The 12,826-nt window shown below is 75.1% G+C and carries 9 protein-coding genes and 1 tRNA gene; 7 read left to right on the top strand and 3 right to left on the bottom strand.

The window, feature by feature from the left end:
• The first annotated feature begins 94 nt into the window (after positions 1–94).
• Positions 95–1,948 (top strand): MDR family MFS transporter, encoded by a 1,854-nt coding sequence (locus tag NX801_RS19715; RefSeq protein WP_258789114.1) that lies wholly within the window; start codon positions 95–97, stop codon positions 1,946–1,948.
• 126 nt (positions 1,949–2,074) lie between these two features.
• Here NX801_RS19715 and NX801_RS19710 read toward each other — a convergent pair whose 3' ends face one another.
• Positions 2,075–4,807 (bottom strand): SUKH-4 family immunity protein, encoded by a 2,733-nt coding sequence (locus NX801_RS19710; protein ID WP_258789113.1) that lies wholly within the window; start codon positions 4,805–4,807, stop codon positions 2,075–2,077.
• Positions 4,808–4,814: 7 nt separating this feature from the next.
• On the bottom strand, positions 4,815–5,795 hold the full coding sequence (locus NX801_RS19705; RefSeq protein ID WP_258789112.1) for an SMI1/KNR4 family protein: 981 nt from the start codon (positions 5,793–5,795) through the stop codon (positions 4,815–4,817).
• 248 nt (positions 5,796–6,043) lie between these two features.
• Between NX801_RS19705 and NX801_RS19700 the strand changes: the two genes are divergently transcribed.
• Both NX801_RS19700 and NX801_RS19695 read left to right on the top strand, forming a co-directional pair.
• The gene (locus NX801_RS19700) at positions 6,044–6,556 is read left to right on the top strand and encodes a YwqJ-related putative deaminase (RefSeq protein ID WP_258789111.1); all 513 of its coding nucleotides are present in this window, start codon (positions 6,044–6,046) and stop codon (positions 6,554–6,556) included.
• Positions 6,557–6,567: 11 nt separating this feature from the next.
• The gene (locus tag NX801_RS19695) at positions 6,568–7,056 is read left to right on the top strand and encodes an SUKH-3 domain-containing protein (RefSeq protein ID WP_258789110.1); all 489 of its coding nucleotides are present in this window, start codon (positions 6,568–6,570) and stop codon (positions 7,054–7,056) included.
• A gap of 270 nt (positions 7,057–7,326) precedes the next feature.
• On the opposite strand, the gene NX801_RS19690 is transcribed toward NX801_RS19695, so the two are convergent.
• The gene (locus NX801_RS19690; protein ID WP_258789109.1) at positions 7,327–8,733 is read right to left on the bottom strand and encodes a sensor histidine kinase; all 1,407 of its coding nucleotides are present in this window, start codon (positions 8,731–8,733) and stop codon (positions 7,327–7,329) included.
• Between the two features lie 158 nt (positions 8,734–8,891).
• On the opposite strand from NX801_RS19690, the gene NX801_RS19685 reads away from it, so the two are divergent.
• The 4 genes from NX801_RS19685 (at position 8,892) to NX801_RS19670 (ending at position 12,534) form a co-directional block, all read left to right on the top strand.
• Entirely contained in the window at positions 8,892–9,779 is an 888-nt protein-coding gene (locus tag NX801_RS19685; protein WP_258789108.1) for a hypothetical protein, read from the top strand.
• Positions 9,780–9,851: transfer RNA gene (locus NX801_RS19680), tRNA-Gln, on the top strand.
• 144 nt (positions 9,852–9,995) lie between these two features.
• Entirely contained in the window at positions 9,996–11,447 is a 1,452-nt protein-coding gene (glmU, locus tag NX801_RS19675; RefSeq protein ID WP_258789107.1) for a bifunctional UDP-N-acetylglucosamine diphosphorylase/glucosamine-1-phosphate N-acetyltransferase GlmU, read from the top strand.
• 109 nt (positions 11,448–11,556) lie between these two features.
• Positions 11,557–12,534 (top strand): ribose-phosphate diphosphokinase, encoded by a 978-nt coding sequence (locus NX801_RS19670; protein ID WP_258789106.1) that lies wholly within the window; start codon positions 11,557–11,559, stop codon positions 12,532–12,534.
• Positions 12,535–12,826 lie beyond the last annotated feature (292 nt).

Genomic DNA, 12,826 nt, shown 5'->3' with positions numbered 1-12,826 from the left:
GTCGGCCGCTCTCGTCGCGGTCGCCCCCTCGCGCCCGGCGGGTGGCGGTGAGAGGCTGACCCGGGCCATATACGTGCAGGGGGAAGGGACTTCGGTGGGCGAGGGAGGCGAGGCGAACGGGGTCGGCGAGACAGGTGGGGGAAGCGAGACGCGCGAGAGGGGTGAGGCGGGCAGGGCGGGCGGGACGCGTACCGGGGCGGGCAAGGCGCACGGGGCGCCCGAGGCGGGTGGGGCGAGCGGGACCGGCGCGGGGAGCGAGGCGGGCAGGGCGGGCGGGACGCGTACCGGGGCGGGCAAGGCACACGAGGCGGCCGAGGCGGGCGGGACGAACGAGTCCTGCGGGGCGGACAGGGTCCGTGCGGCGGGCGGGACGGGCGGGGCGGGTGGGGCGCGTACCGGGGAGGCCGCCGCTCCGGCCACCACGCCCGGCCGACGGGGGCCGGTGGTGGCGGCGCTGATGCTGGGCATGGCGCTCGCCGCGCTCGACGGGACCGTCGTCTCCACCGCCGTACCGCAGATCGTCGGGGACCTCGGCGGACTCTCCGTCTTCTCCTGGCTGTTCGCCGGCTATCTGCTCGCCAACACCGTCACCCTGCCGGTCTACGGCAAGCTCTCCGACACCTTCGGCCGCAAGCCCGTGCTGCTCGCCGGCATCCTGCTGTTCCTCACCGGCTCACTGCTCTGCGCCACCGCCTGGAACATGGCCTCCCTCATCGCCTTCCGGGTCGTCCAGGGGCTCGGCGGCGGCGCGCTCCAGGGCACCGTGCAGACCATCGCCGCCGATCTGTACCCGCTCCGGGAGCGCCCGCGCATCCAGGCCCGGCTCTCCGGGGTCTGGGCCGTGTCGGCGCTGGCCGGACCGGCGCTCGGCGGGCTGCTCGCCGGATCCGCCGGCTTCGCCGGACACGCGGGCTGGCGGTGGATCTTCCTGGTCAACCTGCCCGTCGGGCTCGTCGCCCTCTGGCTGATCGCCCGCCACCTCCGCGAACCGGCCCGCCCGGCCGGCGCCCCCATCTCGGTCGACTGGGCCGGGGCGCTCGGCGTCTTCGCCACCGGCGCCCTGCTGCTCACCGCGCTGGTCCAGGGCGGGGTGGCCTGGCCCTGGCTCTCCGCGCCGTCCCTCACCCTGCTGGGCTGTGCCGCCGCCGGAGCGGCGCTCACGGTCGCCGTCGAACGCCGGGCGGCCGAGCCGGTGATCCCCGGCTGGGTGTGGCGCCGCCGTACCATCGCCGCCGTCAATCTCGCGCTCGGCGCCCTCGGCCTGCTGATGGTCGCCCCGACCGCCTTCCTGCCGATGTACGCCCAGTCGGTGCTGGGACTCGGGCCGGTGGCGGCCGGGTTCGTGCTCTCCGCCATGACGCTGACCTGGCCGATCAGCGCCGCCCTGTCGAACCGGGTCTACCGCCGGATCGGCTTCCGGCTGAGCGCGGTCACCGGGATGACGCTGGCCGTGCTCTCGCTGCTCGCCTTCCCGCTGCTGCCCTACCCCGGGGAGCCCTGGCAGCCGACCCTGGTGACGCTGGCGCTGGGCGCGGCGCTCGGCCTCTTCCAGCTGCCGCTGATCGTGGGCGTCCAGTCCACCGTCGGGCACGCCGAGCGAGGCACCGCCACCGCCTCGGTGCTCTTCTGCCGACAGGTCGGCCAGAGCCTGGGCGCCGCGCTGTTCGGCGCGATCGCCAACGCCGTGCTCGGCACCCGCGTCGGCGAGGGCCGCCTGGACGACCCGGCCGCACTGACCCCGGAGGCGGTGGACACGGCGGTCGAGTACGTGTTCCTCGGCGCGGCGGGGGCCGGACTGCTCGCCGTCCTGGTGCTGCTGACCCTCGCCCCGCGCCGCTTTCCGGTACGAGACCCTGACGGGGCCGACGGGGCGGACGGGGCCGAGGAGGCCGGCGGTGCGGACGGGCCCGAGGGGAAACGGACGGCTCCCTCCCGGGCCGCCGAGTGACCCGGTGTCAGGCCCGGTCGGCCCGGGACCGGGCCTGACACCGGGCCCGGGCCGAGCGGGCCGCCGCCCGACCCGGGGCCGGGAGGGTGGCCCGCGGACGTCTCGCGGGGCGTCCTGCGGGACGTCTCAGAGGAGGCCGTCCCACATCTGTTCCAGCAGCACCGACCACCAGCTCTCCGGCGAGGCCAGCGCCGCCGGGTCCAGCATCGCCAGCTGGGCCTGGAAGTCGACCGTCCAGCGGCCCGCCTGTTCCGGCGTCAGCCCGTAGCGCAGCCGCCACATCCGGCCCAGCAGCGCCAGGCAGCGGGTGAACTCGGGCAGCCCGGAGTTGACGAACTGCGGCGCCACCGGCCCGCCACCGGGCCCGGCCTCCACCGGTACGGCGACGATATGGGCGGTGCCGTACTGGACGCAGAGGGCCCGCCCGAAGTCGGAGCCGACCACCAGATACGAGGCGGCGTCCGGTGCCGCCGCCACCTGCCGCTGCGCCGCCAGCTCCGCGAGCGTCGGCACCACGGGGTGGGCCGGCTGGGCCCAGAAGAACGGGCCGAAGTCGGCGGGCAGCCCCGCCCACACCAGCGTCCGCGCCACCAGCTCGGGCACCCCCTGGCGGGAGACCGCCCGCTGGTCGAAGCGGCACAAGCCCTGCGGCCCGAACGCGGCCAGCAGTTCCTGCGCCACGCCCTCCGGCGGCAGCGGGGGCGCCGGCTGGACCGGCGGCAGCGGAGCGCGCACCGGAGCCGGGCGCGCGGGACCGTCCGCCACCTGGTGCAGTTCGCCCTGGTGCGCGAGGAGCTGGTCCATGCCCTGCCGGCGTCCCGCGTGGTCACGGCCGTACGGGGCGATCGAGGTGATCCGGGCCTGCGGCCAGGTCTCCCGGATCATCCGGGCGCAGTAACCGCCGGGCAGCTCGCAGGACTCCAGCTCGGTGTGGAGCTCCAGCACCTGCTGCGGGGGCACGTTCAGGGCCCGCAGCTCGTGCAGGATCTGCCACTCGGGGTGCGGGGTGCCGGGCGCCGAGCGGCGGATCAGCCGGGCCTCCGAACCGTCCGGCGCCCGGTAGCGGAGCACCGCCTGATAGCCGGGCCCGACGGTGGGCGGCCCGGCCGGCTGCTGCGGGTGGCCGTGGGCGGGCGGGGCCGGATGGCTGTGGACCGGCGAGCCCGGGTGACCGGGCGCGGGCGGGGCCGGGGGGGCGCCAGGCGGCGGCACCGGCCCGGCGGGCATGCCGGGGGCGCCGTGCGGCGGGGTGCCGCCCGGAGCGGGGGCCGGGCCGGGCGGGGGCACGGGCGCACCCGGGCCGGGCTGGGCCAGCATGGTCGCGGCCTGGTGGACCCCGCCGCCGGGCACCCCGGGGGCGCCGGGCGGGGGCGGGGTGGCGCCGGGCGGGCGCGGCGGACCGGGCGGAGGCGGCGGGGTGGCGCCCCCCGCACCGGGCCGGGCCAGCATGGTGGCCGCGTGGTGGGCGTCGCCCCCGGGCGCCGGGGTGGCCCCGGGCGGACGCGGGGGCCCGGGCGGAGGCGGCGGAGTGCCCGTCGCCCCCGGGGCGGGCTGCCGCTGCTGGTGCGGGGCCGGCGCGCCGGGCGGCGGCGGTCCCTCCGGACCCAGCTGCGAGACCAGCTGCGTCGGTACGTACCCGCCGGCCGCGCCCGGACCGGAACCTGAGCCCGCGCCCGTACCGGGAACGGAGCCCGCGCCGGAACCGGCCGCCGGGGCCGCCGTGCCCGTACCGGAACCGGAGTCCCCACCCGGACCGGCGTCCGTGCCGGAACCGGCGCCGGCGGTCTCCGGGGCGTGCGGCGCGGCCCCCTGCGGGTCCGGCAGCGGGGTGATCCGCGTCGCGGGCAGCGCGCTGCCGCCCGGCAGCAGTGCCGTGGGGGCGTCGGGCCCCACGACGGGCGGCGGGGTGTCGTCGGTGTCCGCGCCCGAGAGCGGCGGCGCGAACACCGTGGCGGGCAGCGGTACGGAGCCGTCGTCGCCGCTGTCGCCGCCGGCACCGCCCTTGCCCCGCCGGGCGTCCACGGCGTCCCAGGACGCGGCCGGGGCGGCCACCCCGTCCCCGGCGGCCGGATCTCCGGGGACGTGGGCGCTTCCGGGGGCCGGGGCTCCAGGGGCCGGGGCGCTTCCGGTGGCCGGGGCGGCGGAGCCCGTGTCCGGCGCCAGGCCCGCGTTCCTGCCCGCGTCCGCCTCGGCGATCACGCCCGCACCCGCTTCTGCTTCCGCGCGAGAGTCCGGAGCCGTGCCCGCACGCGAGTGCGCGTCCGCGTCCAGGTCGGCGTCCGGGTGCGCGGCGGCGGCCGGCGGGGTCCCGGCCGCACCGGCGGACTCCGGCGCCCCGGCGTCACCGGCCGGACCGGCGGACTCCGCGCCGGCCGCCACCAGGGCGCCGGCCGGGTCCACCCCGGAGGCGTCCGCCCCGGCGGTACCGACAGCGGAGGCCCCGGCCCCGGAGGTGTCGTCCGTCCCCGGGCGGCGGTCCGGGACGCCCATCCGGTCGGCCGCGTCCTGGAGCCACTCGGGCGGGGTCAGCAGGAAGGACGTCTGGTTCAGGTCGATCCGCTCCGGCGGGGCCGGGGAGACCTGGCCCGGCGCCTCGGCGGGAGCGCCGTACTCCTCCTCGTACCGGCGGATCACCTCGCCCACCGGCAGCCCCGGCCACAGGGTCACCTCACCGCTGTCGCGGGCGATCACCAGCCGCTGCCGGCCGCCGTCCGAGACCGGGCCGTCCGGGCGGTCCTCCGCCCACACCACGAAGCCCAGCTCGAACTCCCGCACCCGCACCTCGCGGTGCTGGTAGGCCGGCATGTCGCCGTTGATCCACTCCTCGGCGCGCTCCTGCGCCTGCGCGTACGTCACCACCGGGCCGTCACTCCTCACCCGTCACCGGAACGGCCCGCGCGAAGCCACCGTCCACCATCAGATTCGCCACCGTCTCCAGCTCGGGCGGACTGCCCGCCAGCCGCCCGAGGAACGCGTCGAAGTCGGCGCCGCAGGGCAGCAGCAGCCGCTCCGCCCGCTCCGCCACCGACCAGCCGTCCCGGTCCCGGGCGTCGTCGTAGGCGCAGAACCACACCGAACCGGCGTCCGTGCCCCGCACCCGGACCGCCAGCACCCCGCCCTGCACAAAGGCGACGCCGAGGTACTCCTTGGTCAGATGATCCCGCAGGCACTTGTTCATATAGACCAGGTCGTTGACCGCCGCCCGGTCCCGGACCGTGAAGAACGGCTGGTCCACCAGGAGGCCCAGCTCCGGATCGAGCGCCACGCCCACCGGGGCGCAGCCGCCCGCCGCCTTCAGGAAGGAGCGGTACGCCCCCGGCAGCCGGTGGCCCAGGTCCTCCTCGACGCCCTGGAGCTGCGCCTCGGGGACCGCCGGGTCGCCCTTCGGCACCGCGAAGTGCGCCGGGCGCGCCTCCTGGAGCGGCCGGGTGCCCCGCTTCTCCAGGTCCACCGGGGTGGTCGTCAGGCCCGCGTGGTGCCGCAGCAGCGCCTTCACCTCCACCGGCACCAGCTCCATCCGCCGGGTGCCGGCCACGTGGTGCCAGGTCCAGCCGTGCGGGGTCGCCACCGGGCCGAGGGTGTCCCAGAGTTCATGGCCGGCCGCGTGCAGGGCGGCGTTGGCGGAGACATAGTCCGTCAGCCGCAGCTCGTCCACGCCGAATCCTTCCGGCGGCTCGGCGATCTCGGCGGCGGCCCGCGCGTACGGCGAGAAGTCCGGGTGGCCGTCGCCGTCCATCCGCACCCCGTGCGGGTGCCGGGCGGCCCGGACCGGGTCCGGGAAGTGCACGACCTGCCCGGCGTAGGCCGCGTTCGGTGGCGCGGCGTGCCCGAGCCGACCTGTCGTCATGGCGGTAGCCCCCTGCTGCGTGCTCGCTGGTTCCGCACAGCCTAAGCGGTGGGCCATCCGGGGGAACCCGGTCACGGCACCGGTGACCACGGTGAACGGCGACACCCCAGGATGACCAGCCGTCACCACGACATGACCGACATACGCGTACCGGTGTCTTTCCGCGCCCCAGCTTCCCCATTCGCTCACCCATTTGGCAGGCTGTCCCACGCAACTGGGGGGATTGCGCAAGAGGGGACGACCGCACCATGACCACCGCACGACCAGCCACGACACCGGCCACCGGCGATCCACGACTGAGCTGGGGCAGCAGCGACCCCGGCCGCGCACCCGTCCCGCGCCACCGCCGGGACGGCATCCTGCCCACCATCGGGGCGGCACTCTCCGTGCGCGGCGAGACCCTCACCTGCACGGCCGGCCGCAGCGAACGGCCGCCCGTCCTGCACCCGCTGGTGCAGGACTTCCTGGACACCCTCACCAGCGGCCAGCGCGAACGTTTCACCGGCCGCTGTCCCGAGGCGATCCTGCTCTCCCGCCACCTCGCCGCGGCCGAGGCCGGCCGCTCCAAACGGGCCCGGCGAAAACCGCTCACCGCCGGCGAGGCCCGCCGTTTCCTGAAGAACGCCAAGCTCACCAGCCGCCGCATCCGCGAGGACGGCGACCCGCTGCACGGCAGCTACGCCGCCCCCTGCCGCTCCTGCGCCGCGCTCCTCGCCCACTTCGGCGTACGCCCCGTCGACCCGACCGCCCAGAAGGGCTGACCCCGCTCCCCATGCCCGACCTCAACACCACGCGCTTCCCCGTCAACGTGGACGCCGCGCTGCGCGAAGCCGGCTGGCAGCCCGGCCGCTGGGACATGCGCCAGGCCGAGCAGTGGGCCGACACCCTGCGCGCCCACACCTCACCGGCCGGGCACCGGCACAGCGTCTTCCCGGCCGCCGTGGAGGCGTGGGCCGAGTTCGGCGGGCTCCGGGTCACCCCGCCGGGCCCGGGCCGCCAGATCGCCCCGGCCCCGCTGCACCTGGACCCGCTCGCCGGGCTCCACCTCGCCCGCAGCCTGGCCGACCTGGGGCGTGCCCTGGACACCGAGACCGCGCCGATCGGCGAGGAGACCCACAGCGGGGCGGTGCTCGCCATCGACGCCCGGGGCCGGGTCTACAGCCTGGACCACGCCGGCGACTGGTACCTCGGGCCGACCGTCGACCACGCCCTCACCGCACTGGTCACCGGCATCCAGCCCACCCGCCTCGCCTCCCCCTGAACCGGCCCGTTTCACGGTTTCCGGATTTCAGGGGGTACGGGATCCTCCGGGCTCCCCGCCGGGGTACGGGGCCGGTCCCGGTCCTCGGGAGCCGACGGAGCCGACCGGGAGCACCGCGTGTCCCGGCTCAGGAGCCGACCGGGAGGACCGCGTGCCCGAGGCCAGGAACCGACCGGGAGCCGGGGGCAGCGCGTGTCCCGGCTCAGGAACCGACCGGGAGCACCGCGTGCCCGAGGCCAGGAACCGACCCGGAGCACCGCGTGTCCCGGCTCAGGAGCCGACCGGGAGCACCGCCGAGACCCGGAAACCGCCCTCGTCCGTCGGCCCGGACACGAAGACCCCGCCCAGGCCGGTCACCCGCTCCCGCATGCCGAGCAGGCCGTTGCCGCCGCTCGGCAGTCCCGCGTCCGCCGCCGCGCCGTCCGAGGGACCGTTCTGCACCTGCATGGCCACCTCGGCCTCCCGGTGTGCCAGCCGGACCACCACCGCGGCGCCGGCCGCGTGCTTGTGGACGTTGGTCAGCGCCTCCTGCACCACCCGGTACGCCGTCCGCTCCACCGCCGGCGCGTACGGCCGCACCGCACCGCTCACCCGCAGCTCCACCGCCATGCCCGCCTGCCGCGACTGCTCCACCAGATCCGGCAGCTCGTCCAGGCACGGCCCGTCCTCCGCCGTGTCGATCGGGGTCGGGGTCGTAACCGCCCGGCCCGCCGCCACCGCCACCACCGGCCCGGGACCCGCTGCCCCCGGCGCCCCGGCCGCCGCCGCTCCCCCGGCTCCCGGCGGCGGGCCGCCGGCCGGAGCGGAGGCCCGGAGACCCGGCCCGGCCGGCCCGGCACCCGGCTCCGGCTCCGCCGTCCGCAGCACGCCCAGCATCTCCCGCAACTCGGTCAGCGCCTGCCGGCCCATGTCCCCGACCAGCGCCGCGTTCCGCGCCGCCTTCTGCGGGTCCTTCAGCGCCACCGCCTGGAGGGCCGCCGCGTGCACCACCATCAGGCTCACCCGGTGCGCCACCACGTCGTGCATCTCCCGGGCGATCCGGGTCCGCTCCTCCTGCCGCGCCATCCGCGCCCGCTGCTCCGCCCGGTCGGCCAGCAGCGACAGCTCCTGCTCCAGGCTGTCCGCCCGCTCCCGCAGACTGTCCAGCAGCCGGCGGCGGGCCCCTATGTAGAGGCCGGAGAGGAGCGGCGGCGCGTTCAGGCCCAGCGACACCAGGAGGGCCATCACCGGGACGTACCAGGGCCATGGATCCAGGTCCGCCGACGCCACGTCCTGCCGCACCCGCAGGAACGTCACCAGGAAGAACGCGACGAACGACATGCCCGCCAGCGCCCCGATGATCCGCCGGGGCACCTCGCAGGCGGCCAGCGTGTAGAGGCCGACGAAGGACATCAGATAGCCCATCTCGGCGGGCGTGATCGCCACCGAGACCAGCACCACCAGGACCGGCCACCGCCGCCGCACCACCAGGACCGCCCCGGCCACCAGGCCGAACAGCACCCCCACCGGCACCGGCAGCCCCGCCGCGTCCGCGAACCCCGGCCCCTCCGCCGCGCACTCGGCCGCCGACAGCAGCCCGAGCGTCACATCCAGCACGGCGCCCCGCCGCCGCTCCCACCACCACCAGCCCCGGACCTCCCGGCCCGGAGCTGCCCGATGGGCCCCCGTAGTGCTCATGCCTCCCAGCCTACGGTCGCCCGCCACCCGATTTCCGAACGGGGCGATCAGCACACGTCCCCACCCTTGACCAGCGAAAGCACCCCTTCTTCACCCGAACAAATGAATCGCTCACCATTTCGACCAGGAATCACGCATTCCGCCCGAAGCTCTCCTCTATGACCTCCGTTCGCAGCAAGGTTCACGAGAAGTACGCCGATTTCGAGAGCCTGCGCAGCCAGGCCGTCGCCCTCCGGCGGTCGGGGCTCAGCCTGCGCCAGATCCGCGACCGGCTGGGCGTCCACAACCACGACCTCCTCCAGCGCCTGGTGAAGGGCGAGCCGCCGCCGGACTGGACCAGGCGCCCCAACGCCAAGGACGACCTCCGTGCCCGGGCGCGCGAGCTGCGCCTCCAGGGCATGACCTACGACCGGATCCAGGCCGAGCTGGGGTGCTCGACCAGCTCCATCTCGCTCTGGGTGCGGGACCTGCCCAAGCCCGCCCGGCGTCCGCCCGACGAACAGGCACGTCTGGCCGGTCGCAAGCGCTGGGAGCACGAGAGGGAGGTGCGGGGCGCCGAGCGCCGACGTGCGAAGGCGGCCGCCCGGGAGGCCGTCGGCCGGCTGACCGACCGGGAGCTGTTCCTCGTCGGAGTGGGGCTCTATTGGGCGGAGGGCGCCAAGGACAAGTCGTACGACCGCCGCGAGTCGGTGGTCTTCGTGAACAGCGACCCCGACATGGTCCTCACCTTTCTCGCCTGGCTCGATCTGCTCGGCGTGGAGCGGGAAAGACTGCGGCTCCGGGTGATGATCCTCGAGTCGGCCGATGTGACCGGCGCCGAGCGGTACTGGTCCGCGCTGGCGGGAATCGGTCCGGAGGCCCTCGGGAAGACGACGCTCAAGAAGCACAACCCGAAGACCAGGCGGAAGAATGTGGGCGAGGGCTATCACGGCTGCCTGGTGATCGGGGTGCTGCGCGCCGCCGACCTCTACCGCCGTATCGAAGGGAGCTGGCACGGAATCGCCGCCGAAGCACAAGTCAGGCTCGGGTATGGTCTGAGGCAGTGATCCGCCGTGGGGTAGTGGCATCCCGCAGGTCTTTGGAACCTTGAGACGCTGGTTCGAATCCAGCCGGCGGAGCCGCGCGCGCACCTCTCCGCTCCCCCCGGAAGGCCCCCGCCCGCCTCGGGCCTTCCCGCAGGTGGCCCCCGCCCCCGTTTCGGCTCGGAAACCCCTAGGTATCCTGCGGGTGTCCACCCCACCCGAAAGCCGAAGGGCATTCCCGTGAGCGCCACACGCCCGGCCGCCGTCGTCGTCCTCGCAGCGGGTGAGGGCACCCGCATGAAGTCGAAGACCCCCAAGGTCCTGCACGAGATCTGCGGGCGGTCGCTCGTCGGACATGTCGTCTCCGCCGCCCGCGAGCTGGACCCGGAGCACCTCTGCGTCGTCGTCGGGCACGCCCGGGAGCAGGTGACCGCGCATCTGGACGAGCACTACGCGGGCACCCGCACCGCGGTGCAGTACGAGCAGAACGGCACCGGGCACGCGGTGCGGATGGCGCTGGAGGAGCTGGGCGCCGGGGCGCTGGGCGGCACGGTCGTCGTGGTGTGCGGCGACACCCCGCTGCTGTCCGGCGGGACGCTGGCCGCGCTGGCCGGTACGCACTCCGCCGACGGGAACGCGGTGACGGTGCTGACGGCCGAGGTGCCGGACGCGACCGGGTACGGCCGGATCGTGCGGGACGAGGCGACCGGCGCGGTGACCGCCATCGTCGAGCACAAGGACGCCACCGAGGCGCAGCGCGGCATCCGGGAGATCAACTCGGGGGTGTTCGCGTTCGACGGCAAGCTGCTGGCGGACGCGCTGGGCAAGGTGCGGACGGACAACAGCCAGGGCGAGGAGTACCTCACCGATGTGCTCGGGATCCTGCGCGAGGCGGGACACCGGGTGGGCGCGTCGGTGGCGGCGGACCACCGGGAGATCCTGGGGATCAACAACCGGGTGCAGCTGGCCGAGGCGCGGGCGCTGCTGAACCGGCGGCTGCTGGAGGCAGCGATGACGGCCGGTGTCACGGTGGTGGACCCGGCCTCGGTGCTGGTGGACGTGACGGTGACGTTCGAGCGGGACGCGGTGATCCACCCGGGTACGCAGCTGCTGGGCGCGACGCACATCGCGGAGGACGCCGAGGTGGGTCCGAACACGCGGCTGCGGGACACCACGGTGGGCCGGGGCGCGCGGGTGGACAACACGGTGGCGGACAGCGCCGAGGTGGGCGAGTCGGCGTCGGTGGGGCCGTTCGCGTACCTCCGGCCGGGCACCCGGCTGGGCGCCAGGGCCAAGGCGGGGACGTACGTCGAGATGAAGAACGCGTCGATCGGTGAGGGCACCAAGGTGCCGCATCTGTCGTACGTCGGGGACGCGACGATCGGTGAGTACACCAACATCGGCGCGGCGAGCGTGTTCGTGAACTACGACGGCGAGAGCAAGCACCACACCACGATCGGGTCGCACTGCAAGACCGGCTCGGACAACATGTTTGTGGCTCCTGTCACGGTCGGGGACGGTGCCTACACCGCCGCCGGCTCGGTGATCACCAAGGATGTGCCGGCCGGTTCGCTGGCCGTGGCCCGTGGTCAGCAGCGGAATATCGAGGGTTGGGTGGCCCGGAAGCGCCCGGGGAGCGCGGCGGCGCAGGCCGCCGCCGAGGCCGAGCGGCGGTCCGGTGGAGAGGGCTGACCGGAAACAGGCGCGCCTTTCTCGGCGTACCGTGATACATGCACATAAATTCGGCTGGCTCGCGCGTCGGTGGTCCGCGGCCAGGGAACACGTCTGAGGAGACAGTGCTGTGACCGGGATCAAGACGACCGGCGAGAAGAAGCTGATGCTCTTCTCCGGCCGCGCCCACCCCGAGCTGGCCGAGGAGGTCGCGCACCAGCTGGGAGTCGGCCTGGTGCCGACGAAGGCTTTCGACTTCGCCAACGGCGAGATCTACGTCCGCTTCCAGGAGTCGGCGCGCGGCGCCGACTGCTTCCTGATGCAGAGCCACACGGCTCCCATCAACAAGTGGATCATGGAGCAGCTGATCATGATCGACGCTCTGAAGCGGGCCTCCGCGCGGAGCATCACCGTGATCATCCCGTCGTACGGCTACGCCCGGCAGGACAAGAAGCACCGCGGCCGGGAGCCGATCTCGGCCCGGCTCATCGCGGACCTGCTGAAGTGCTCGGGCGCGGACCGGATCCTCACGGTCGATCTGCACACCGACCAGATCCAGGGCTTCTTCGACGGCCCGGTGGATCACCTGTCGGCGCTGCCGGTGCTGGCCGACTACGTGGGCGCCAAGGTCGACCGGAACAAGCTGACCGTGGTCTCCCCGGACGCGGGCCGGGTGCGGGTCGCGGACCGCTGGTGCGACCGGCTGGACGCGCCGCTGGCGATCGTCCACAAGCGACGCGACAAGGACGTCGCCAACCAGGTGACGGTGCACGAGGTCGTCGGTGAGGTCGAGGGCCGGGTGTGCGTCCTGGTGGACGACATGATCGACACCGGTGGCACCATCTGCGCCGCCGCCGACGCGCTCTTCGCGCACGGCGCGGAGGACGTGATCGTGACGGCGACGCACGGCATTCTCTCCGGCCCGGCGGCCGACCGGCTGAAGAACTCCAAGGTGAGCGAGTTCGTGCTGACCAACACCCTGCCGACCCCGGGTGAGCTGGAGCTGGAGAAGATCACGGTGCTGTCGATCGCCCCGACGATCGCGCGCGCCGTGCGCGAGGTGTTCGAGGACGGTTCGGTGACCAGCCTCTTCGAGGAGCAGGGCTGAGCGACTCCGACTCCGGCCCCGGCTCCGGCGCGGACCCGAGGGGCTCCGGAGGCCGGGCCGACCGTACGTGAGCGGGGGCCGTTCCCTTCGGGGAGCGGCCCCCGCTCGCGTCCCCGCTCCTGTCTCCCGTTTCCGTCCCGTTCACGGCCCCGCTCGGGTCCCGTTCGCGCTCTCGTTCCCGTCCCGTTCACGTCCCCGCCCGGGTCCCGTTCGCGGCCCGGCTCCCCGCCCCGTTCCCCGCTCCGGCACCGGTCCGGGTGATCGACTTGGGCGGACGGCCGGGCGTGCGTAG

It is taken from the genome of Streptomyces pyxinae (assembly GCF_024756275.1).
Taxonomy (GTDB): Bacteria; Actinomycetota; Actinomycetes; order Streptomycetales; family Streptomycetaceae; genus Streptomyces; species Streptomyces pyxinae.
This window is presented reverse-complemented; position numbering and strand designations above follow the sequence as displayed.